The 23,451-nt window shown below is 72.7% G+C and carries 14 protein-coding genes; 2 read left to right on the top strand and 12 right to left on the bottom strand.

The genetic code is table 11. From position 1 onward, the window contains the following. The 12 genes from BBK14_RS32660 to BBK14_RS32605 form a co-directional block, all read right to left on the bottom strand. A partial coding sequence (locus tag BBK14_RS32660) for a helix-turn-helix domain-containing protein (RefSeq protein ID WP_241832039.1) occupies positions 1-274 on the bottom strand: 274 nt, incomplete at its 3' end. A gap of 102 nt (positions 275-376) precedes the next feature. Next, on the bottom strand, positions 377-4,459 hold the full coding sequence (locus BBK14_RS32655) for a TIGR02680 family protein (RefSeq protein WP_071066999.1): 4,083 nt from the start codon (positions 4,457-4,459) through the stop codon (positions 377-379). Beyond that, positions 4,456-5,868, bottom strand: a complete 1,413-nt coding sequence (locus BBK14_RS32650; RefSeq protein WP_071066998.1) for a TIGR02678 family protein — start codon at positions 5,866-5,868, stop codon at positions 4,456-4,458. Before BBK14_RS32650 ends, BBK14_RS32655 begins: the two co-directional genes overlap by 4 nt. Beyond that, entirely contained in the window at positions 5,865-7,484 is a 1,620-nt protein-coding gene (locus tag BBK14_RS32645) for a TIGR02677 family protein (RefSeq protein ID WP_198541501.1), read from the bottom strand. The genes BBK14_RS32650 and BBK14_RS32645 overlap by 4 nt, the downstream gene beginning before the upstream one ends. Before the next feature lie 61 nt (positions 7,485-7,545). Then, a complete protein-coding gene (locus tag BBK14_RS32640) occupies positions 7,546-12,204 on the bottom strand; it encodes a DEAD/DEAH box helicase (protein WP_198541500.1) in 4,659 nt (1,552 codons plus the stop codon). 81 nt (positions 12,205-12,285) lie between these two features. Next, positions 12,286-13,929 (bottom strand): serine/threonine-protein kinase, encoded by a 1,644-nt coding sequence (locus BBK14_RS32635; protein WP_071066996.1) that lies wholly within the window; start codon positions 13,927-13,929, stop codon positions 12,286-12,288. 1,511 nt (positions 13,930-15,440) lie between these two features. Continuing rightward, on the bottom strand, positions 15,441-17,195 hold the full coding sequence (locus BBK14_RS32630) for a putative PEP-binding protein (RefSeq protein ID WP_083391412.1): 1,755 nt from the start codon (positions 17,193-17,195) through the stop codon (positions 15,441-15,443). After that, on the bottom strand, positions 17,195-17,470 hold the full coding sequence (locus tag BBK14_RS32625) for an HPr family phosphocarrier protein (RefSeq protein WP_071066994.1): 276 nt from the start codon (positions 17,468-17,470) through the stop codon (positions 17,195-17,197). Before BBK14_RS32625 ends, BBK14_RS32630 begins: the two co-directional genes overlap by 1 nt. A 56-nt stretch (positions 17,471-17,526) precedes the next feature. After that, positions 17,527-19,125, bottom strand: a complete 1,599-nt coding sequence (locus tag BBK14_RS32620; RefSeq protein WP_071066993.1) for a PTS fructose transporter subunit IIC — start codon at positions 19,123-19,125, stop codon at positions 17,527-17,529. A 4-nt stretch (positions 19,126-19,129) separates the two neighbouring features. Further along, positions 19,130-19,588 (bottom strand): PTS sugar transporter subunit IIA, encoded by a 459-nt coding sequence (locus tag BBK14_RS32615; RefSeq protein ID WP_071066992.1) that lies wholly within the window; start codon positions 19,586-19,588, stop codon positions 19,130-19,132. 25 nt (positions 19,589-19,613) lie between these two features. Beyond that, on the bottom strand, positions 19,614-20,648 hold the full coding sequence (locus tag BBK14_RS32610; RefSeq protein WP_071066991.1) for a 1-phosphofructokinase family hexose kinase: 1,035 nt from the start codon (positions 20,646-20,648) through the stop codon (positions 19,614-19,616). Then, positions 20,645-21,406, bottom strand: a complete 762-nt coding sequence (locus tag BBK14_RS32605; RefSeq protein ID WP_071066990.1) for a DeoR/GlpR family DNA-binding transcription regulator — start codon at positions 21,404-21,406, stop codon at positions 20,645-20,647. The genes BBK14_RS32610 and BBK14_RS32605 overlap by 4 nt, the downstream gene beginning before the upstream one ends. A gap of 337 nt (positions 21,407-21,743) precedes the next feature. Between BBK14_RS32605 and BBK14_RS41065 the strand changes: the two genes are divergently transcribed. Continuing rightward, entirely contained in the window at positions 21,744-22,313 is a 570-nt protein-coding gene (locus BBK14_RS41065) for a DUF4326 domain-containing protein (RefSeq protein ID WP_275078532.1), read from the top strand. A 618-nt stretch (positions 22,314-22,931) separates the two neighbouring features. Next, positions 22,932-23,291 (top strand): recombinase family protein, encoded by a 360-nt coding sequence (locus tag BBK14_RS37565; protein ID WP_198541499.1) that lies wholly within the window; start codon positions 22,932-22,934, stop codon positions 23,289-23,291. Positions 23,292-23,451: the final 160 nt, after the last annotated feature.

The following is a 23,451-nucleotide window of genomic DNA, read 5'->3' as shown; positions in this document are numbered from 1 at the left end:
AGTTCACGAACGCCGTCTGCAGATGGCGCAGCGTGGCCTGCAGCGGCCCTTTCGACGGTTCGGCCAGCCACGCCGTCTCCGTGTCCCGTTTCCACGCGGTGAGCATTCTGTCGGTCTCCGCGTGCGTGACCCTGCGCCGCTCCTGGGTCCAGGCGCGGGACCGTTCGGTCAGCGCCCGGTTGTAGACGTAGCGGACACAGCCGAAGGTGCGGGCCAGCTGCGCGGCCTGCTCGGGATTCGGGTAGAAGCGATARCGATATGCCCGCTTCACCACCCGAGAACCCATAGCCGACAGAATARCGWAATTCCCTGTCGCTCTGTCGTTGATGCGCTAACCCCGCCCTGAAGGACAGGGCTTGCGCGCTACGTGTCCCGGTCACACCTGGGGTGCGAAGACGAGGCGCGGCGAGGTGGCCGCGCGCCGCGTGCCCGGGGAGCCGAGGAGAGCGGTAAGGGTGCCGGTCTCGTCGGCGATCAGCTCGCTGCCGTCCCACACCAGCAGCAGGGCGCTGACCGTGTGCTGGACGGGGGAGTGCGCGAGGTCGTAGTGCGTGGCGGCGCGGACCGCGGCCGAGGTCGCCCACAGGTCGTAGCCGGTCATGAACAGGTCGAGGTCGAACTGCGCCGCCAGGGACATGAGCTCGGCGCGGCCGGTGTCGTCCACCCCGGCGAACGCCTCGTCGAGGGCAAGCAGCCGGGGCGCATCCGGGCGCGCCGTGTTCAGTGTCGCGTGCGCCGCCGCAAACAGCGGCAGGTGCAGCGACACCGACTGCTCGCCGCCGGACAGCCTGCTGTGCCTGGCCCGGGTCAACGTCTCCTCCCCGCCCTCGGGGCTGACCAGATGGAACGAGAACTGCCGCCAGCGCCGGTAGTCCAGCACGGAAGCGAGGAGTTCGCGGTAGGGCTGGTCCCGGTGACGCGCCCGCTCGGTCTTGATCCGATCGGCGAAGTGCGCCCGCATCCGGGCGAGCGACTCCGGCGCCAAGCGGGTGGATTCCGTGTCGAGCAGGCTCACGACCGCCCGCTGCTCGGCGTCGAGGGCATCGGACATCTGCCAGCTCACGCCGACCTTCTTGCCCGACGACATCCGCCGCTCGCGCATCTCCCTGTTCATCGTCCGGATCAGGTCGCGCGCGTCGACGGTGCGGTCGTGGATCTGCTGTGCCAGCCGGGTCAGCAGCGCGTCCTCGAGGATCCGCTGCTCGCTGTCGGACAGCAGCAGGTGCTGGTCACGGCGCGCGGCGGAGATCCGGTCGGCGAACGCCGCGGCAGGCAGCGGCCCCTGCTCGTCAGCGATCCGCACGACGATCACACCGTCCGGGCTGTCCCACTCGGGGTGGTAGTCCTGGCCGGCCGCCGCGAGCTGCGCCTGCAGCTCCTCGATCGCCCGGGTCAGCCGGGTGGTCGACGCCTTCTGCGACGTCTCAGTCGCGGACATGCCCCGGGTGGCCGTGAGGATCGCGTCATGGATCGCGAGCGCTGCCGGCGGGGTCTCGCCGCGCGTCCACTCCTCCTCGCTCGCGGGCCACCGCAGCCCCGGCGGGCACGCCAGCACGTCGAGCAGTTCCCGGGCCGCGAACGGAGCCAGTCTCCGGGCGGTGGCGAGTTCCTCGTCCAGCGCGACGCGCAGCGCTGCACGGCCCGAGACGACCCGCTCGGTGGCGGCGGACGCCAGCCGGACCGCCTCCATCTCGGCACCGCGGGCGGCCTTCTCCTCGCCCTGCGCGGCGGCCAGCCCGGACTCGGCCTCCGAGATCCGCGCCAGCACCTCCTGAGCCTCGGCGCCGACGGACTCCCGCAACGCCTGCAGCTTCGCGTCCTCCTCGGCGTGGCGGCGGTACGCGGAGCGGTGCGTGTCGGCGGCCGCCTGTTCCTCCGCACCGGCGTGCTCGACGCGGTCGCGGGCGTCGGCGACGGCGTCGGCCTGCCGCCCGCGTTCCCGGTGCCTGGCCTCGAGGTCGCGGGCGGCCGCCTCGAAACGGCGGGTCGCGTCCTCGACCTGGTCGGCGCCCTCGGGGGTAAGCGCGTTGTCGGCAGCGACCCGGCGCAGGGCGCGCTCGGTCACGGTGACGGCGGCGACGGCCTCGTCGAAGCTCGCCCGAGCCTGCTCAGCGGCATGCCGGGCACTGCGCAGGTGCCCGGCGGCCCGGTTGTGCTCCCGCTGGGCGCTGGCGATCTGACCGGTCGCGGGCAGGTCCCCGCGTGCGTCCCCGAACGCGGCCAGCGTGTCGGCGAGCGCCCGCGCCCGCTCGTCGAGGCCGGCGATCTCGGTGGTCAGCGTGGCGATCCTCGCGTCGCACTCGGCGATCCGCGCGGCGCGGCGGTGGGCGCGGGCGGTCGCGCCGATGTACTCGGCGTGCTTTTTGCGGTGCCGCCCGGCGACGATGCCCTGCGAGTAGCGCCCGTCGGCGCCGATCACGGCGGCGCTGGAGAACAGGCTCCCGTCGAACGCGACCGACGCCAGGACAGCGGTGACCAGTCCCCGTGGCACGGGTGTGTCGTCCTCGGGTTCCAGGACGTCGGTGAGGTTCGGGCCGGCGACGGCCGTCCCGGGGACCAGGTACCCGTCGGAGCCGGGCGCGGCCAGGAGGCTGGCGTGGCCGTCCGGCGACACCCAGGCGTCGAGCATGCCGCTGGCCTCGAGGGCCGCCTCGATCGCCGCCGCCCGCGTGTCGTCGACGCCGGGCGCGAAGCGGACCAGGCGCCACAGCGGGGCGCCGGCGACATCCGCGCGGTCCGCGGTCCGTCCGGGATGCCGTGGCGGGGCGTCGTCTCGCTCGGCGGCGATGGCGGCCCGGTCGGCGGTCACGGCCTTCCGCTCCGCGACGAGGGCGGTGTGCCGGGCGCGCAGTGCCGCCTGCTCGTCGCGGATCTGGTGTTCCGCCGGGGCGGTCCCGGCGTTGTACGTGCTCTCCGGCAGCGCCGCGTCCGGCTCGCCGAACTGGGCCAGCGCGTCGCCCAGCGCCTCGGTGAGGTCCGCCCAGTCGTGCGTGGGCAACAGCCCGGAGTGCCGGGACGACCAGGCGGCCAGGGCCTGCCCGGCGGCCTCGACGGCGCTGGCGACCGCGCCGGCGGCGGCCTGCTCGGCCTGCTCGGCGTTGGTGAGGGCCTGGGTGGCGCGGTCAAGGGCGATCCGGGCGAGGTCACGGGCCTGCTCGGCCTTGCGGTACTCGGCGTCGGGCGCGCGGACGGCCCGGACGTTCTCGAGGCGGGTGGCGGCGCGGGCGCTGGCCCGCCGTACCACGCCGGCCGCCCCGGCGTCGGCGGCCTGCCACTCGATCCCCGCCCGCGCCGCATGGTCGAGGAGCTCCGCCGCGGCGCGGGTCGCCGCCGCGGAGAGGTCGGCGAGCTCGGCGCCCGCGCGCTCGGCCTCGGACCGCGCGCGGGCGGTTGCCGCCTGGCGGCGGTCCAGCTCGGCCCTCGTCTCGTTGGCGGTCTGCAGGCAGGTGCGGACCAGGCGTTCCAGGTCGCCCATCTGCTCGACCGCCTGGTAGGCGCTGCTCGCCCTGAGCTGCTCGATCCGGCCGCGCAGCCCGGCGACGGCCGTCTCGGCCTGCTCGCGGCGGTCCTCGGCGACCCGCTGCCCGTCCTGCGCGGCCCGCTCGGCCTCCTCGTCCGCCGCGGTCGCGGCGCGCTGGGCCTGCGTGGCCCCGCGTCGGCGGGTCAGCGCGTCGGCGGCGGCGCGGGCATGGGTGCGCAGGTAGGTCGTGTAGCTGGCGAGGAACGCGGCAGTCGCCTCGTCGGCGGCCACCAGGCCCTCCAGCGTGCGGGTGACCGCCTCCATGTCGTCGAAGCTGCGCGCCGCCTCGTTGATGAGGTCGTCGCCGACGGGCCGCAGGCCGTCGGTCAGCGTGTCCGACAGCCTGACCGGGTCGAGGTTCTTGGCGAGCTGCGGTCTGCGCAGCGTGAGGATCAGGGTGACCAGCTGCTCGTAGCGCTCGGCGCCGAGGCCGAAGAGCCGGGCGTCGATCGCGGCCCGGTACTCCGTCGCCGAGGCGTGAATGTTCGCGTCGCCGATCTCCTCGGCGAGCTGCTTGCGCGTCATCGGCCGGTCGTCGTCGGTGAGCAGCGAGAAGTCCTCGCCAACCCGGCCGTCGGCGACGAAGTGCCAGCGCACCGGCGTGTCCCGGTGCCGCTGGGCGTGCAGCCCGATGCCGACGGTCACCGCCTGTCTGGTGTCGCGGTGGCGGAACTCGAGCCAGACGTAGCCGACCGCGTTGTCCATGCCCCGGTACAGCAGGTTGGACTTCATCGTCCGGTCCTCGGCTGCGAACGGGTTGAGCCGCTTCGGGTCGATCCGGCCGTCGAGGACGAAGGGGAAGAGGACTTCGAGGGCCTTGGTCTTGCCGGACCCGTTCGGCCCGCGCAGGATCAGCCAGCCGTGGGCGAACGAGAACTCCTCGTCCCGGTAGTCCCACATGTTCATGATGCCGGCCCGGGTGGGCTCGTACCTGGTCATTTGATCGTTTCCTTGAGCTGGGCCGTGACGCCCCGGTAGCGGGCGAGCAGGGGCAGGATGAGGGCGCCGCCGTCGGTACGGGCCACGAAGCCCACGTTGGAGAGCAGGTTCAGGGCGTCGTCGAGGAGACCGGCCGGGTCGGCGATCTGGCGCTCGGACATGCCGCTGCCGAACTCCTCGATCAGCTTCGTGAGCTCCGCCCGCAGCCAGGAGTCGCTGAGGAACGGATAGGTGGCCTCGCGACCTGCTGCCTTCGTCGCCTCGGCCACCACGTCACCAGAAGGCAGGGCGTCACCGGGCGGCGCTGCGGCACTGGGCTGCACGGCGCTGTCGGTGGCTGCGGCGTCGGCGGCGTCCGCGAGCAGTGCGGTGACACCGGAGCGCGCGGGCAGCGCCGCGTCGATGCGGGCGGAAGCGTCGGCGAGCCGCTCGGTGGCCGTGGCGGCGGGCAGCTTCTCGACGCGGTGCAGGCTGAACGTCAGGTAGCCGGCGATCCGGGCGCACAGCAGCAGCGCCGCCTGGGCGACCGTGCCGGTGCCGGGGAACGTGATGTCGGTGAGTCGGCCGCCCGTGTTGATCAGGGCGACTCCCTCGGCGCGGCGTTCCAGCGGCAGCCCGGTGAGGCGTTCCAGGTCCTCGGCGAGGGCAGGGGACCGCAACTGGCCGCGCAGGCCCTCGTCGACGTCCGCGTAGTAGACGACAGGCTGTTCCAGGGCGAGGCGGCGGGCCCGGCGGCCGGTGCGGCGGCGCTCGGCGTTGATGCCCTGCGCCGGGCCCGCGCTCGCGGCGTCGCCGAGAAGGTCGGTCACCGAGTTCAGGTGCTGCAGGACACGGGTCGGGGCGTAGACCGCCCCGGTGATCTCCCGGTCGATGTCGTAGAGCGCCTCGGCGTGTTCGGGGTCGTTGACCCAGTCCACGGCGCTGCCGTCGGCCATCCGCAGCGCGCCCCGCGTCTCGAGCCACGCGACCGCGTCCACGAAGGCGTCCCGGTCGGGCTTCCGCTCGGTGTCCATGCCGAGGCCGTCGACGCGTCCGGCCTCGGCGGCCACCGCGTCGGCGAGTTCGGACAGGGCGATCTGGGTGCCGGCGCGGCCCAGCACCGACAGGGCGAGCACGAGGTAGGCGTAGCGGCGGCGGTCGAAGTGCTTCCTCGCCCGGGTGTGCGCCGGGTGGGTCGCGTCGAGGGTGTCCTGGACGCGGCGCAGCCGGACCGTGTCGCCGTTGCTGACCAGGGTGTACCCGAGCGTCTCGGCGAGGTCCACGCGCAGCTGCGACGCCCACTTGCGGACCAGCGGAAGTGTGGTCCTGTCCGGGTAGGACGCCGTGATGAGCGGATGGCGCAGCACCTGACGGGCGGCCTGCTGGTACTCGTCGAGATCCAGGGCACTGACGTTCTGAGCGACCCTCACGCCGGGACCGCCGCCGCGGGCGCGGCCAGCCCCGAGCCGGCGCTCCTGATCTCGATCGCCAGCCCGTCGAGGTGCAGCCTGCCGCGGACCGTCCGCACGGTCGTGACGCCTGGCCGGGGGCGCAGCGTGAGGCGCACGCCGTCGGAGGAGCCGGTGGCGACCGGGCCAGGGCCGGAGCCGACGGTCCGGCTGACCGGGACCCGGGCGACCAGGGCGATGCTGAGCAGGCTGAGCAGGGCCTCGGTCTCCGCCTCGTCGAGGACGCGGTCGTGGACGCCGTTGTCGGCGAGCTGCGCCATCGCGCAACGGCGCTGCGCGGTGGCCTTGAGCTGCTCGGCGCGCAGCCACTCCTTCGCCGCCTCGTCGCGCTGGAGTCGGCCGGGACCCTGCAGCCCGGCTCTGCGGCCGACCCGCACGAGGGTGCGTGAGAGCGCCACCGGCTCGGCCTCCCACCAGGACTGCCTGCTGGGGATCAGCTCGGGGTCCTCGTAGCCGGCCGCGACGTGTCGCGGCCCGCCGAGACCGAAGACCGCCTGGTACAGCGCATGCGCGTCGGTGTCGGCGGGCAGGTTGGTGAACCACTGCGCGAGGTGGCGCAGCTGGCTCTCGCGGCTGACGCCGCCCTTCCTCGACTCCGTCACCCGCCGCAGCAAGGCGGTGACGTCGGCGATGGCGGTGATCGTCGCGTCCTGCAGCCGGTCCGCCTCGCTGGCCCGCTGTGCTCCCCCCTGGGAGGTACCGAACCACTGGACAAGGCCGGCCCAGCGCCGTCGCCACTCCGCCGTCCGGTCGCGGGAGCGGAAGAGGGAGTCGTCGGCCTCGGCGGCYAGCGCCGCGACCCGGTCCGGTCCCTCGGCGCCCACCGCCTCGACCGCGTCGGCGAGCAGTGGCGCGTATCTGCTGAGCTCGGAATGGAACTCGCGCATATGGGCGAGCAGGGCGTCCTTGTGCGCGAGGAAGACCTCGGGGCGCGTGTCGTTCGTCCGCGACAGGTCGCCGAGCATCAGGTAGAACCGGGCGGCGCGCTGCGCCATGTCCGCGAGGACGCCGTCGAGGCGGGACAGCTTGCGGTACACCTCCGGCGCGTCGCCCTCGCGCACCGCCTCGGCGAGCGCCCGCAGGTCCGCCAGGATGTCGGGGAAGACCAGCCGCGACAGCTGCGCGTCCTCCAGGCTGGCGGACAGCACGTCCTCCACCGCCCGGTAGGCGCGGTAGCCCGCCTGGGTGAACTGGTAGACGTAGTGCCGGTTGCGGTACTCGGCCAGGTTCACGGCCCGGGTGCCGTCATAGGAGCGGTCGAGGACCTTCCAGTCGGCGAGCGAGTCCAGCAGGGACTGGACGTCGGACACCCACGCGTCCGGGCGCTCCTCGGCCAGGGCGTCGAGCGCCGCCTGGGCATCGGCCACGTGCACCAGCACCTGGTAGTCGGCGCGTGCCCGGTCGAGGGCACGCAGCAGCCACAGGTATTCGTGGCGCTTCTCGGTGGCGGCGAAGTGGAACAGGCGCAGGCGGTCGTCGGCGGTGAACGCCGCGATACCGAAGGCGCTGCCCGGCACGTCCGGCGCGGGAATGCCACCCGGCGTGGCCAGTGAGTCCCGGGCGCTTGTGGTTGTCATGGGTTTCGGTATCCCAGCGAATACGCGGTCGGAATGGCTCACAGACGGTGCTCGGTGCCGCTCAGTCATCTCGTTCATCGTCGGCGCGCAGTCCGGACAACGACCGGAGAATTGCCAGGGCCGCGCCGCGTGACAGATCCTCATGGTAGCGTTCGTTGCCGGCGGTCCGTAGGCAGCCGTAACAGGATGTCTCGAGACCACAGTCGCACGCGCTTACCCGCCGCAGAGCGGAGTCGACGACAATATCCAGCGACGCGGCGATACGCGCCGCGCTGCCCGCCCCGCCGGGGACGGTGTCGAACAGCACCAGACCACTGCGTCCGTCGGCACCTGCGTGCACAACGCCGTCGATGTCGCCCCGGCTGATCTCCAGGCCCTCGGCGCAGCCTTCCAGCAGCGCGTAGAGCAGCGAGTGCCACCGCGCCCGCTCGTCGGTGCCGGAGCCGGTAGCGCCCAGACCGGGCGCGTCGACCTGGACGCGCAGGATGTCGGTCTCGTAGGTGTGCGCCAGCGACCGCCAGCGCAGCGGGCCGGTACAAGGCTTGCCGCGCAGCGGGTTGATGTGCGACTTGGGTGCGCGGCCGTGGTTGGCGCCGCCCCAGCCGCACCAGTCGCAGAGCAGGAAACCCGCGCCGCCCGGCCCTTCGGACAGCGACACGAGCCGGCCCCGGGTGCCGCTGTGGCACCAGGCCATCGCGCCGTCCGCCGACCGCCAGCGGTTCTCGCTGAGCTCCGCGCCGAGGGACACCACGTGGACGCCACCGTTCCAGACGCGCTGCGGCGGGGCGGTGCCCGGCTTGGCGGTGCGCGGGTCGGCCACGAAGCCGAACTCGGGCACGCAGTACTCCCGCACCGGCCCGTCGGCCGGCCGCCCGCAGGCCGTGCACGCCGGTTCGAGGTCGTCGCCGCCCTCGCGGTAGTGCTGACAGCCGCGGCAGACCGTGTAGGAGCGTGTGATGAGCTCCCGGCCGGGCAGCCGGTAGATCCCGGCACTGCGCCACAGCACGCCGCCGGCGACCAGCTCGGAGCCGGGCGCGTACTCGTGGATCGCCATCGCCAGGTCGCRGGTCAGTTCGAGGCGCGCCCCCACCTGGGAGTCGCAGTGCGYCGTGCGCAGTTCGACGGTGTCGACCGGGAACCCGTACTTGGGCAGGATGTTGCGGTTGGCGAGGAACCCGATCAGCGACCGCCGGGTGATCGTGTTGATGGACCGCTCGAACCGGGCGGCCATGTCGCTGCGCCGGGACTCGAACGCCTCCTTGCGCCGCTCCTCGAACAGGGCGACATCCTGGGCGAGCTCGGCGCGGACCGCCGCCAGCAGCGCGTCGAGCTCGTCCACCCAGGCGCCGGAGTCGAGGCCGATCTGCTCCTGGACGGACTTGGGCAGGACCGCCCTCAGCGCGGCGTCGACATCGTCCGGTACCGGCGTCAGGAAGCCGCGGACCAGCAGTGACGGCGCGGAGAGCGGGCCCGGCCGGCCGGGAGCCCCGCCCCGCTCGCCGAGGAAGAAGGCACCCGCGGTCTTCCATTCCTGGCCGGCGTTCTCCTTCGCGTCGCGGAAGAACGCCGCGAGCGCCACCGAGTGCGCGTGGCGCCGGTCGATCCTCGGGTTGCCGAGCGGCACGTAGGGGGCGCGGACCTGGCCGGTCAGCATCGTCTCGGGCGCGGCATAGCGGGACAGGTCGTGGGAGCGGCGCTGCGCGTAGGTCAGCACGAGGGCCGGCGAGCCCGCGCGGCGGCCCGCCCGCCCGGCCCGCTGGATGTAGCTCGCCGTGGTGGGCGGCATGTTGCGCAGCAGCACGGCGTTCAGCGCGCCGACGTCCACRCCGAGCTCGAAGGTCGTGGAGCAGGACAGCACGTTCACCTCCCCGGCCAGGAAACGCTGCTGGATGTCGGCCGCCTCCAGCCCGGTCCACTGAGCGGTGTGCTCGCGGGCGGTCAGGGAGACAGGCGCGGTGCGCTGGTAGAGCGCCCGGTAGTGCTCGTCGTCGTTGTCGGTGGCGGCGGTCACCCGCGCCAGCCGGCCGGCGCAGCGCAGTGTTGGGCAGACGCCGCGCACGGACACGGAGACCCGGCGGCGGCACACGTCGCACTGGTGCAGGTCCCCTGCACCGCCCGGCGCGAGCGTCAGCCAGGTGTGGTCGACCTGGTAGACCTGGCCGATCTTCGGCAGCGCCGCTCCGGCGAGCCACCCGCCCCGGAGGGCGGTCAGCGCCCGCCAGCAGCCGGCCAGCGTCTCCCGCGGGTCGGCACCGCCCGCGCCGAGCACGCGGCGAACGTAGTCCAGGCGCCTGTTGACACCGCGGGTCGGCAGCCAGCTGAGCACCTTGAGCTTCGCCTCGGCGCCGTCGACGCGGACGTAGATCGGTCCCCGGCGCGGGTCGAACATCTCGTCCGCCGGGTCGACCTCCGCCGGCATCGACAGCGCGCCTTGCAGTCGCAGCGTCCGCGCGAGTTCGCCGAGCAGCAGCCAGCACTCGTCGGTGGTGAGGCCGAGCGCGAGCAGCGGGGCCGGCGCCCGCCACGCCGGGTCGACGTCGAGGGCGACACGCAGCAGGCCAAGACCTTCCAGCGACTGCCGTTCGTCGAGGGCGATCAGTTCGCGCGCCACCCAGCGGGCGGTCTCCCGCCGGCGTGCCTGCCGGGACTCGCGGCGCCCGAACACCCCGGCTGCCCCGGCCTCGGCGGCCACCGCCTCGATCAGGTCGTCCACCGAGCACGAGGGGTCGGACGCCGTCGCCCGGGCCAGCCCGTCGAGGATCAGGCGGCGCTGCTGTACCAGCGCGTGGCTGGATTCGAGATACGGCGCGAAGAACGCGGCCGCCTGCCTGCTGTCGCTGAACGCCAGCAGCTTGCGGCCGTCTCCCGGCCGCCCGGTGAACTCGTCGTCGGCAGGCAGCGCCTGGTAGAGCGCCGTCGCGAGAACGGCGGCGGAGGCCTCGTTGCCGCTCTCGAACAGCCGGATCATGCCGGTGCCGCGCGCGCCGCACGACAGGCAGCCACGCAGCGTCCCGGACCGGCCCGGCAGCCGGCGCACCGTACGCAGGTACGCGGCGGAACATCCGCACGGGGCGACGGCGCCTGTCGCGGTGGGCGCGTGCAGCACGCCGCACCTGCCGCACAGCAGGGCGTCCTTCGCGTCCTTGGCGTCCTGCTCGGCGGTCTCCTCGAACGCGGCGTCGTCCTCGTCGACGCCCTGCGCCGCGTCCCCGCCCTGCGCCGCGTCCTCGGGCTGCGCCGCGTCCCGCGGCCGCGGCGGGTCACCGAGGACGAGCCACGCGCGTCGGTCTCCACGCGCGACCCGGGAGGTGAAGTACTCCCCCGATCTCTCCTTGCGGATGACGCCGGTGAGGTGCACAGCACCGCACCGCTTGCAGCACCCGAACTCGAACACCGCGGCCGAGCAGTCGGGGCAGACCTCGCGCCGGGCCAGTGCCACGTGCGGCCCGCCCCCGTTCCCGGCGTCACCCGCGAGGCAGGTGAACGCGCCCTCGGTGGCGCGGGCGAACAGGTGGTAGCGCGCGGACAGCACCGGCGCGCCCGAGGCGTCCCGCGATGCCGTGCCGAGCGCGACCAGTTCCGCCAGCCGGGCCCCGGAGATCCCCGCAGCCTCGGCCAGGTCGGTGAACAGACGCGGCCCGCCGGCGAGGAGCGCGCGGACCCGGCCGAGGCCGGCGGCGTCGTCCAGCCCCAGGTCGGGGGTGTCCCGGACCGGGCCGTCCGGCGCCGCCACCCGGGTAGCCTGGACGAGGTCCTGGCGGGTCGGGTTGCCGGGACTCCACTCGAACGGGGCGTCGAACAGCTTCGCGGCGAACTCCATGACGGCCGCAGGGCTGTCGCCGACGGTGGCGGACGTCGCGATGGCCTGCAGCGAACGGGCGGAGTCCTCTCCCTGGAGGAAGACCTTCTGCTTGAGCCGGCGCAGCAGCATGCCGACTTCCTCTGCCTTCGCCCCGTCGTAGACGTGCGCCTCGTCCAGCACGACGAAACGCCAGTGCCCGCCGTGCGGCCCCTCGAACAGGTCCATGTCCGCGGGGCGCAGAAGCAGGTACTCTAACATCGCGTAGTTGGTCAGCAACAGATGCGGCGGGCTGTCGCGCATCTCGGCCCGGGAGAGCAGCTCGTTCGGGAGCCTGGCCTCGCCCGGGTTCAGGGCCTCGAACAGGGAGGCGCCTTCGGYGGGCCGCTCCGGTGTCTCCCCGGTGTACCGGCCGAACGTGATCTCAGGTGTGCCCGCGAGCACCTGCCGCAGTCGGCGCACCTGGTCGTTGGCCAGGGCGTTCATCGGGTACAGCAGCAGCGCCCGGACCCCTGGACCCAGCGTCCCGGCGTCCCGCTGTCGGACGAGCTCGGAGAGGACCGGTAGCAGGAAGCTCTCCGTCTTGCCCGACCCGGTCCCGGTCGCGACGACGAGGTTGCGGCCCGCGGCGGCTTTGCGGATCGCCATTTCCTGGTGCGCGTACAGCGKCCGGTCCAGCGGCAGCGCGGGCCCGCCGAGCCGGGCGAACCCGCTGGGCAGGACACCGTCGGCGATCAGCTGCCGCAGGCTGGCGCCCGCCGCGTACGGCGGTGTCGCCTCGAGCACCGGCCCCTTGGTCAGCAGCGGGCTGGCGTCGATCGCGTCCCGCAGCGCCCGCGCGAGCTTCGGGTCGCGCACCGGCAGCAGCGACCGCAGGTAGCGGCGGTACGTCAGGCTGAGGTGCTCGGCGGTGGCGATCACGTCCATCCTTGAAGGATCTCGCGTCGGGATTTCCCGCTGTTCGGGGGCCTCGCGGGTGACCCGCGCGAGGGGGAGGCGATGTCAGGCCTGTGCGACCGTCCACGGATCATTGGCCGGGCTGGCGCCGGTCACGGTGGCGAACGTCACGACGGTTCCCTCGTCGACGGTGATGGTGAGCTCGGTGTCGCCGTGGACGGCCGCCGTGTCCAGGATGCGGCGCAGCGGGTAGCGGCCGTCGCGCAGCGCCCCCAGGACCTGGACGGGTTCTCCGCCCGCCATGACCATGATCGCCGGTGGCGTGGCGGCGCCCGGCAGGTCGATGCGCAGCAGGCCCCCGCGCCACAGGTCGTCGTGGGTGAGGCGCAGCGGGCCCGCGTGGTGCCACCCGGTCCCCTCGGCGCCGCTGCCCGGTTCGGGATCGATCCGCAGCCGCAGGTGCGGCGGGGTCACGGCCAGGCGCTGTACCACCGCACCGGCGACGCAGGTGACCTCCCGCGTCACCGTCTCCTCCTGGTACGCGGCCGCAGCCGGGGAGACCGTCATGCCCGGCGGGGCCGAGATCACCGCCTCCGCGGGTTGGAGCCCCCGGGCGCTGGTGAGCCGAGGGGCCGGGTACGAGGTGACGCCCAGGCCCTCCGCGAGCACCACGGTGCGGCGCAGCCCGGGGATCACAGAGATCACGAACTCGCCGAGCAATGGCCGCCGCACACCGCGCCACAGGACGTCCGGTCGCCACGTGTCACCGGTCGTCGTGACACTCGCGAGGGCGGCCCCGGAGTCCGTCCGCCGCGCCTCGACCCGGAAGGTGGCCTGACCGGGTGGGAGCAGGACCTCGGGGGGCGAGGCGAGGACGGGCCTGCCGGCGACGGTCGTGACGCCGGGAATCGGCGGGCCCGTGCGCAGCACCGGCCTGGTCCGGCCGCGCACGAGGCGACGGCTGGCGTCGGCATCGGCATTGTCGCCGAGGGCGATCCAACAAGCCCCCCGCAGGTCCACCTGGATGAGGCGCCAGCCACGCCAGGCCAGCGGGAGCGTGCTCGTCACGAGGGTCCGGACCGGCGCATCGGAGCGCAGTTCGGCGCCCGCCGGGCAGAGCACCCAGACGGCGTCGGCGGGCAGCGCCCCGTTCACTAGTGCCCCGTCCTCGTCGAAGGCCAGCAACGTGGCGCTCCCGGCGGTGATCTCCTCCGGCAGCGCCGCGCGGGCCTGTCCCGCGAGGCCGTCCGTCAGGAGGACCCCGCCGCCGAACGGGTCAAGGCGCGCCTGGCCCACCCCGTCGGAGAGGTCGCCCTCGGAACCGGCGTGGTCCTCCGGCGCGGTCGCGTGGGCGAGCACGGCCGCCTTCACGGTGGGCGCGGCAGGCAGACCCAGCGCCCCGAGCGCCGCGAGGAACGCGTCGCCCCACTCACGGGCGGACCGCGCACTCGACCGCAGCCCCGCGGCCCGGCGCCAGGCAGGCCAGAACGCCGTCGGGTCGGACCCGGCCGCAGCGCGGGCGATCCCGACGACGACGCAGGCCGGCCACCTCTGCGCCACCCCGCCGGCCCTCAGAGCCCGGGACTGTGCTCCCAGCGCCGTGGCCACCGCCTGCGCGAGCCCAGGCTCTGCCTCAAGCCGCCCGGCGACGGCACCCGCCCGGAGCTCTCGTCGCCAGCCGGACTCGAGCAGGTCGAGCAGCCTGTCACCGGCGATGGTGCCGCTGATGGCTCTACCTTCACTGGGCACGAGGGCCTCCGAGGGATCGCTTGCGCCGCTTGTCCCGCGAGGACTGGCATGAGACGGCGTCATCGAAGGCCTCCGGCGCAGTCCTGACGCCCACGAGGATGACACGCGGCCGTTCGTGGACCCGCTGGCCGCCGTGCCCTCCGAGGAGATCGTCGCCTTCGCCCGCTCCGCGGACCACGGCTGGCCGGAGAGGTTCGTGAACAAGGTCAGCACCGCGCTGACGGACCGCCGGCTGACCGCCCGCCCGGAACTCGCCGGGCGAAGTCCGGCACGAGCAGGCTCGCCGCGACCCAGCTGCTCGCGCTGCGCGACCAGCGCAAGGCGTGGGAACGCCGGACGACTTCGGTGTCAGGGTGAGCAAGTTCGCGTGTCGCTTGGCGGGTCGCGGTCCTCGGTTCGAACGCATCAGCTGGATTCGCCGCCAGCACCGGTAGCGTGCGGCACGCGGCGCAAGCGATTACGGCCAGTGCCCCCGACAGTGCGACCCGGCGTGGCGTCGATAGCTGGTCGTAAACGGGGACGCGTCGGGGGCATCTGGATCTTGGAGCGGTCCCGTGAGATCCGCAAGCGGCGGGGTAGTCGAGCAGTCGTCGGGGGCAGGGTGGTCATGGCTGGGTCCGGTGAGGTCCGCGGGCCTGGTGCGGGCGATCTCGACGTAGGGCAGGGGACAGCCGGGGCAGGTGCAGTCGGTGAGGCTGTCGCACGACCGTGACGATGAGAGTCTCGCCGAGCCGGGCCCAAACGCGCTGGTCAGGACGCCCGGGATGTAACGAAGAGGTCGATAAGAGCGCGAATCTTGACCTGAAAACCAGCAAAAGCCCAGGTAGGGCGGCCTGCGACACCCACCCAAGGGTCGGCCGGTGGACCTAACGCACCACAATAAGAACCGTTTGATCTTGGTTCAGGGTCCCGAAATCACCGTCCGCCCGGTCTCCACGAGGCTCCTGGACAGGGATGATGCCCAGTGAGCACCCAGCCGGCAAGCTCACCCGTCGAATCGAACACACGTTCCGCATACCTGGTGGGTCCGAACGGCACCGCCCGCATGGTGACCGTGATCGTAGGAACCGTCGTCGGGCTGACCTTCCCCTTCGGACTCGGCAACGCACGGCGGCTTGAGGTGTTATGCACACGCTGGCCCTGGCTGGGGCGCTGCGTTCACCGGCCTCCGGTGGGGGCCGAACCCCTCGGGATCGGTCACAGTCGGGCGCACGGCCATCGCGTTACTCCTTCTCGAGTGCTTCACACGCCCTCGGAAGGATCACGCGATGGTCGTTCTACGTCACGGACCGCCACTACGGCAAGTCGCCAGATCGTTGCTCTTCGTACACCACGTCCGTGGTCTCCACTTGCGGCCGGTGCCTCGTCTGCGGTGTGCGGGCTGATGGCGGCTACGGCGGCGGTGCCGGGAGGTGCTTCGGGGCGTTCGTCGGTGTCGGCCGCGCGCTGCGGGAGGGGTGCGGGGCTGGTGCCCCCGAATAGGGTCGGCTCGCAGCGAGCGGGCTCCCTGATCAGCCTGCGGCGACTCGCTCCTGGTCGGCCGCCAGCGCGGCGACCGCATACCGCGCCCCCTGGCCGTCCGGCGCGGCCAGGGCGGCCGCCGCGAGCCGCCGGCAGTGAGCCAGGGTGTGCCGGGCCAGGCTGGCCCGCACCGCTGGCAGGGCGATCGGTGCCATGGACAGACTGGTGACGCCCAGGCCCACCAGCACCAGCGCCAGCAGCGGGTCGCTCGCCGCCTCCCCGCAGACGCCGACGGGCTTCCCCGCCGCCCCGGCACCGTCGGCGGCGAGCCGCACCAGGTCGAGCAGCGCCGGCTGCCACGGGTCGAGCAGGTCGGCGAGGCCGCCGGCCATCCGGTCCGCGGCGAAGGCGTACTGGGCCAGGTCGTTGGTGCCGATGCTCAGGAAGTCGCATGCAGCCGCCACCGCCGAAGCCCGCAGTGCCGCCGCCGGGACCTCGACCATCACGCCGGCGACCGCAAGCCCGGCGGCCCGGGCACGGGCCCTGAACGCCGCCGCCTCCGCCGGTGTCGACACCATCGGCGCCATCACCCATACCTTCGCCTCGCTGCCCTCCGCGGCCGCGGCGATCGCCGCGAGCTGGCGATCGAGGAGCCCGGGCGCCCGGCGAGCGGTGCGCAGGCCACGGACGCCCAGTGCCGGGTTCGGCTCGTCTGGTGCGGTGACGAACCGCAACGGCTTGTCCGCTCCGGCGTCCAGCGTCCGAACGACGACCTTGCGACCTCCGAACGCCGCGAAGACCCGCAGGTAGGCTTCCCGCTGTTCGGCCAGCCCCGGTTCGTCCGGGCGGTCGAGGAACAGGAACTCGGTGCGCAGCAGCCCCACCCCGGCCGGGCCCACGGCGCCGATCACGGTCAGGTCCTCCGCGCCGCCGAGGTTGACCAGGAGGTCGACCCCGTGCCCATCGGAGGTTCGCCCCGGCCCGGTGCCTGCGGCGAGCGCCGCCCGCCGGGCATCCTCGCGCGCCTGGGCGCGAGCCAACGCCTCGGCGCCCGGCTCGACGTCGACCACACCGGTGCCGCCGTCGACCAGGACGACCGTCGCGTCGGCGAGGCTTGCGATCCCCGCGCAGGCGACCACCGCCGGGATGCCCAGCGACTTCGCCAGGATCGCGGTATGGCTGGTCGGGCCGCCCTCCTCGGTCACGATCGCGATCACCTCGGCAGGGTCGAGGGTGGCAGTGTCCGCAGGGGCGAGGTCAACGGCGGCCAGCACGTATGGGTGGCCCGGGTGCGGCACGCCCGGCACCGCGCGGCCGGACAGGACCGCGAGCGCGCGGTCCCGGATGTCGTCCAGGTCGGCGACCCGGGCGGCCAGGTACTCCCCGGCGCCGGCAAGAATGCCGCGGTAGTGCGCGAACGCGTCGGCGAGCGCCGCCGGGGCGAGCCAGCCGGCCTTCACCCGCGTGGTAACCAGGTCGGCCAGCCCCGGGTCGCGGGCGATCATCGCCTGTGCGGCGAGAACCTCGGCGGCGTCCCCGCCGGCCCGGGTCCCTCGCGTCTCGAGCTCCGCAGCCACCGCCTCCAGCGCCGCACGGGCAGCGGCATTCTCACCGTGGACGTCCACCTCGACCGCCGGCATCTCGACCGCCGGTGGCGGGGCGCTGCCGGCGGCGGGCCGCGTCGCCATCCGGATCAGCGGTCCGGCGACGGCGCCCGGGCTGACGCCGATGCCTCGCAGCCCACCCACGGGCGAGCTGGCCGCCTCGCATCGGCCGGGTGCCGCCTGCGGTGCTGGGGAGAACATCAGCCCTCCCCAGCGTCGAGGTCGGATTCGATGAGCCCGGCCAACTCGGCGAGCACGGCGCCGGCACCGTCGCCGTCGGCGGCCAGGACCACCTTGTCGCCCCGCCGGGCATCCAGGGACAGTACCCCGAGGATGCTGCGGGCGTCCGTGGGCTCGCCGCCCTCCTTCGCGATGGTGACCTTGACTGGGGCCCGCCCGGCGGCCTGCACCAACAGCGCGGCTGGACGCGCGTGCAGACCGACGGACGAGCCGACGACGGCGTGACGTTCGGCCATGACCTTCTCCTTACTGCCTGCTGGGTTTCGTCACTGCCTGCTGGGTTTCGTCGTTCTCAGCGCGCGCCCTGATTCGCGCCGGCCGCAACGGGTGAGGTGGCGGCGGGGTAGGGGTCGGCTACGCCCGTCGCGTACTCCTGGCCGGGGACCGCGGAGGCCGAGTCGGCCTGCCCTGTGGCCGGGCGCCGCAGTGACTTCGCCACGATCACGGCTGCGGCGGTGACCAGCACGCCGGCGACGATCGCGACGAGGTAGAAGACTGGCCGGCCGATCAGGCCGACCACCCAGATCCCGCCGTGCGGCGCCCGTGAGGTGGCCCCGAGGGCCATGGACAGCGCGCCGGTGACCGCGCTACCCGCCATCAGGGATGGGATGACTCGCAGCGGGTCGGCCGCGGCGAACGGGATCGCTCCCTCCGTGATGAAGGAGGCGCCGAGCAGCCAGCCCGCCTCGCCGGCCTTGCGCTCGGCCGGGCTGAACAGCTTCGGACGGACGACGGTCGCCAGGGCCAGCGCGATCGGCGGGGTCATCCCGGCGGCCATCACCGCGGCCATGATCTCCTGGTTGCCGGCTGCGAGGCTGGCCAGCGCGAACGTGTAGGCGACCTTGTTCACCGGACCGCCCATGTCGAAGGCCATCATCAGGCCGAGCAGGCCGCCGAGCAGGACGGCGTTGCTGCCGCCGAGGCCCTGCAGCCAGTCTGTCATCGTGTCGGTCGCCGCGGCGACCGGCTCTCCCACCACCACAATCATCAGGGCGCCCACGACGAGCGACGCGAGCATTGGTACGACGACGACCGGCATCAGCCCGGCGACGGCGCGGGGGACCTTCACCCGGTTGATCACAAGCACGATCCCGCCGGCCAGCAGGCCGCCGAGCAGACCGCCGAGGAAGCCCGCGCCGGTCTCGCCGGCCAGCAGCCCGGCGACGATCCCGGGTGCGATACCCATCCGGTCGGCCATCGCATAGGCGATGAACCCGGCAAGTATCGGCACCAGCATCGAGAAGGCCGTCGCCCCGATCTTGAAGAGCAGACCGGCCCAGCCGGCCTGTTCAAGCAGGTCAGAGATGTTGGTGACGCCTGGGTAGGTGACTCCTTCGAACTCGCCGCCGTTCACCTTGGTGGCGACTTCGGCGCCGCCGACCATGAACGCCAACGCGATGAGGATGCCGCCGGCCGCGACGAACGGGATCATGTAACTGACGCCCGTCATCAGCCACTGCCGCAGCCGGATGCCGAGGCCCGCGGCCGGGTCGACCTTGGTTGCCGGACCCGCGCCGCGGGCCGTCCCGGTGTGCGCGGCGCGGGTGGCGGCGCCCGCCGCGCCTGCCGTCTCCGCTGGGCCGGCCGCCTGGACGAGCTGCTCGGCCTCGGCGATCAGCCCGGCCGCATCGTTGATCGCCCGCTTCACCGAGGCAGTCACCGTGGGCTTGCCGGTGAACCGGCTGCGTTCGCGCACCTCCACGTCGGCGGCTAATACCACCGCATCCGCGGACGCGATGTCGGCCGGGGGGATGACCGAAGTGCCCGCCGCCCCCTGGGTCTCCACGAGGATGCCATGGCCGGCGGCCCGGGCGGCCTGTTCGAGTGCCTCGGCGGCCATGTAGGTGTGCGCGATGCCGGTCGGGCAGGACGTGACGGCGACGATGTTCATCGGTTCAGACCTCCTTGTTGACGAGATCGGCGACATCGGCGGGATCGACGGCGTCGGCCAGGGCCGAACGGAACTCCGCGTGCACGAGACGGCGGGCCAGCGCGGCGAGGATCGTCATGTGCTCGCTGCCGCCGCCGGACGGTGCGGCGATGAGGAAGATCAGGTGCGCCGGGCCGTCGTCGGCTCCGAAGTCGACCCCGGCGCTCGAACGACCGAACGCGAGCGCCGGTTCGGTCACGTGCGCGGATCGCGCGTGTGGGATCCCGATCCCGCCTTCGATGCCGGTGGGCATCTGTGCCTCCCGGGCTCGGACGTCCGCAAGGAAACCGTCGAGGTCGGTTACCCGTCCCGCGCTGACCAGCCGCTCCGCGAGGGCGCGGGTGGCGGCGTGCCGGTCGACGACGGCGAGCAGGGCGGAATCGAGGTCCAGGTCGACGAGATCGGGTGTGATGAGGTCGGTCATCGGAACGCGTCTCCTTGTCCGGGTATCAGGGCTTGAGCGGGCGGGCGGCGTCCAGGCGGTCGTGCATCGTCACCGCAGCCCGGTCGAGGTCACAGGGGCGTGGCATCCGGCTGCCCGGTAGCGCGACCGCGGCCGCACCCCAGGCCAACGCCTCCGCGATCGCGTCGGGATGCCAGGCGGCCGGACCCGCTGCGTCCGGTCCGGGGCCGTTCGCCAGTGCGGTCCCGCAGGCCGCGAGATATCCGGCGAGCAGCGCGTCGCCAGCGCCCACAGTGGATACCGGCAGCTCGACGGGCGCTTCACCGTGAACGACTGTCCTGCCGTCCATGAACAGTGCGCCGTCCGGACCCAGGCTCGCCAGGACCCGCCTCGCGCCGCGCCGGACCAGTTCCTGGCCGGCGGCTGCCGCCTCGCCGAGGGTACCGACGGGCATGCCGGTCACCTCGGCGAGCTCGTCGGCGTTGGGCTTCACCAGATCCGGTCCGGCTGCGACAGCGGCCCGCAGGGCCGGGCCGCTGGAGTCCACGGCTACCGCGACACCGGTGCCGCGCAGGGCGGTGACGATGTCCGCGTAGAAGCCCGCCGGGATCCCTCGGGGCAGGCTGCCACAGCAGACCAGCCACGCCGCCGGCGCGCCTGAACGTGGGTGGAGCCCTCCGTCCACCGGGTGGGGCGACCCGACGGCAGTGGCAATCGCCTGCGCCCGCAGTTCTGCCGTCTCGGCCGGTGACAGCTCTGGACCCAGTTCATTGATCTTGGTGACGACGCCGCCGGGTTCGACGACCGAAATGTTCATCCGCAGCGCCCCTGCGACCGGTACCGGCACGGCCGTTACCCCGTCGGCCCGCATCAGCCCGCCGATCGCCTCGCCGGTGAGCCCACCGGTGGGCAGGACCGCTCGAACCTCGATGCTGTGGGCGGCGAGCGCCCGGGCCACGTTCACACCCTTGCCGCCGGCATCGAGTCGGGAGGCCTGCACCCGGTGCACCGCGCCCCGAATCAGCTCGTCCAGGTCCACCGTGTGGTCGACGCTCGGGTTCGGGGTCAACGTGACGATCACGCCCGCACCACCCGTGGGCCGGCGGCGGCGAGGTCGGCGGCAACCCGCTCGTCCAGTCCGGTGTCGGTTACGAGGACGTCGACATCTACGAGGTCCCCGAATCGGGCCAGCCGGTCGCTGCCCACCTTGCTGTGGTCGGCGAGCAGGACGGTGCGCCGGGCGGCGCCGATCATCGCCCGCTTGACGGCGGACTCGGCCGGGTCCGGCGTAGTGAGGCCGCGTTCGACTGAGATTCCGTTCGTGCCGAGGAAGGCGACGTCGACGAAGGTGTCGGCCAGCGCGCGCAGGGCCCAGTCGTCGACCCCGGCGAGCGTCCGCCGGCGGATGCGGCCACCGACGTGAAGCACGGAAATCGTCGGCACGGCGGCGAGCCGGACCGCGATGGGCAGCGAGTTTGTGACGACCGTGAGCTCGCGCTCGACCGGCAGGCTTGCGGCGAGCCGGCCGGTCGTGGTACCGGCGTCCAGGATGATCGCGCCTTCGTCCGGCACCTCGGCGAGCGCCGCCTTGGCGATGCGCTCCTTCTCCGCGACGAGCACCGCGTCGCGTGCTGCCAGCGCGGGCTCGAAACCGAGTTTCTCCACCGGGATGGCACCGCCGTGTACCCGGCGCAGCAGCCCGTGCCTGTCCAGGACGGTCAGGTCCCGGCGGATCGTCTCCGTCGTGACCCCGAACTCGACGGACAGCTCGGCGACGTCGACGCGGCCCTCGGTCCGGGCCCGGTCGGCGATCCGTTGCTGGCGCTCCTCGGCATACATGTGGCTCCATTTCCGATCACATGTTGGTCTGTGCATGTTTGCCTGTGAATAAGTGGGAGTCAAGCTATCGCCCCAGACGATTTCGCAACCGATCAAAGGGCATGAGCGCTCCGTCGGCCGCTGATCGACGCGGCCCGGCCCTGTCGACACAGTCCCGGGGCAGGCGGCTCGTCGACGCGGCCCGGCTGCGGCGCGGCGGTCCGGGACACGTGCAGGAAGTCGGCCGCCTGCTGTGTGGTCAGCGCAGCGGAGTCGGGCATGACGTTGATGCGCTTCCCCTCCGTCAGGTGCGACGTCGTGCAGCACGGGACGTCGCGCAGCACGACCTGGAGGCTGTATGACCACCACCCCGGCCCGCATCCGGCTGTCCCGCGCCCCGGGGTGGCGCATGCCGACGGGCGCCGAGAAGGTCGACCGGACCACCCCGTGGGGTAACCCGTTCGATCATCGTGAGTGTGGCCGGGCCGACGCCATCCGGCGGTACGCCGCATGGCTCGCCGGTGAGGGACCGGACAAGCTGCCCGGGGGCCGGCGCGTGGGGATGGTCTCCCGCTCCTGGGTGCTCGACCATCTGCCCGACCTCGCCGGCCATCAGCTGGCGTGCTGGTGCCCGCTGGACGAGCCGTGTCACGCCGACGTGCACAGTGTGCCAACTCGCACCGAGCACAGCCGCCGACCCAGACATCTGAGCCGCTATCAGGGGGTGCTTACGCAAGCAGCGAGGCCGCTAACGTTAGCACCCCTCCGATTGCCCCGACGGCTACTTTCAGTAACCACGGGGGTGGCTGTGGACGTGCGGCGGCCGGTCGACGCGGCAGGCATGATCTTCGCGCGACAGGGTCACCCGAGAGACAACCGCCACGGCGGAACCGTAACCGGTTCGAGATCGGGTGCCTTGTGGAATTGATGGGACTTTCCGCCTGGTTTCCGCGGCGATTGTCCGATTCACCGACGGTGAATAACAGTAAGTGAGTCACGACGTTCCGTGCCGTGGCTCGCACGCTCGACCATCGGTCCCGTCTTCCTGGAGTGGGTGCGCTTGACGTCATTGTGGATCTTCGTAGTCTGTTCCGGCCGTCAGCGGGGTTCCGGTCACCGGATCTCGCGTCTGGCCGCTGCGACGAGGACGAGTGGTCGCCCGGCGGCTGCGAGGACCTTTGGAGGATTCACAATCACCCCCGGGAAACAGGCATCGACATCCTGCCGTGGATCAACGTAGATAACGGATCTTTACGTTGAGTGGCGGATAGCGAGCGAGCCGCTACGGGTAGCGCCGACGCTACCTGGGCCGCTGCCCCTCCCACCCGTCGCGACCTGCACGCGGATCGACAGTGGTGGTTTCGCTGCCGCACTGGTCGGGTGGGCTAGCACGATTATCCGCGAAGAGAACGAGAACCCCGACGGCCCGGCTGACGACAGTTCCCCGGAGAGAAATACCGACAATGACAAGGCCGTCGAAGGAAAGAAATGCCAACCGAGAGGGTGTTACCATGTCGTCGCCGATCATCGGACGAAAGGGTTTGCCATGCCCCCTGCCGCTGTCACCGAAACGGCTGTACCGCCATCTGCGGAATCCATGCGGCGGCTGCGCGCCGTGTTCTATCTCCGCGTCTCCTCGAAGTCGCAGGTACGCACGGACTACCACCCCGAGGGAATCTCGATCCCCGCGCAGCGCGCCAAATGCGGCGAAAAGGCGGAGGGCATCAATGTCGACGTGGTCGACGAGTACGTGGAACCAGGCGCCTCCGCCCACAAGGATCCGAACAAGCGCCGCGCGTTCCTCGCGATGGTCTCCCGCATCGAGACGCAACGCGATATGGAATCATGGCCGCGATCAACCAGTACCAGTCGGCCGCGAGCGGCAAGGACATCTCCTACAAGATGACGCAGAAGGCCAGCAACGGCGGAACCCCGGCCTCGCTCCGATCGGCTACCTCAACGTCCGGATCAGGACCCAATGCCGTGAAGCGTATTTCGATCTTGTAGGTAGCTGATCACGTTGTGTGTGGGGCGAGTGGGTGGAGGCGGATCGTGGCGGGGCCTGG

This window comes from Parafrankia soli (assembly GCF_001854695.1).
Lineage (GTDB): Bacteria > Actinomycetota > Actinomycetes > Frankiales > Frankiaceae > Parafrankia > Parafrankia soli.
Note: the sequence above shows the minus strand (reverse complement) of the source record. Positions and strands in the feature narration are given on the sequence as shown.

Coding starts and splice junctions, on each gene's coding strand:
- BBK14_RS32615 (WP_071066992.1), bottom strand. CDS start 19,588: ATGACCGACCTCATCACACCCGATCTCGTCGACCTGGACCTCGATTCC.
- BBK14_RS32630 (WP_083391412.1), bottom strand. CDS start 17,195: ATGTTCTCCCCAGCACCGCAGGCGGCACCCGGCCGATGCGAGGCGGCC.
- BBK14_RS41065 (WP_275078532.1), top strand. CDS start 21,744: ATGACCACCACCCCGGCCCGCATCCGGCTGTCCCGCGCCCCGGGGTGG.
- BBK14_RS32625 (WP_071066994.1), bottom strand. CDS start 17,470: ATGGCCGAACGTCACGCCGTCGTCGGCTCGTCCGTCGGTCTGCACGCG.
- BBK14_RS32655 (WP_071066999.1), bottom strand. CDS start 4,459: ATGACCAGGTACGAGCCCACCCGGGCCGGCATCATGAACATGTGGGAC.
- BBK14_RS37565 (WP_198541499.1), top strand. CDS start 22,932: ATGCCCCCTGCCGCTGTCACCGAAACGGCTGTACCGCCATCTGCGGAA.
- BBK14_RS32620 (WP_071066993.1), bottom strand. CDS start 19,125: ATGAACATCGTCGCCGTCACGTCCTGCCCGACCGGCATCGCGCACACC.
- BBK14_RS32605 (WP_071066990.1), bottom strand. CDS start 21,406: ATGTATGCCGAGGAGCGCCAGCAACGGATCGCCGACCGGGCCCGGACC.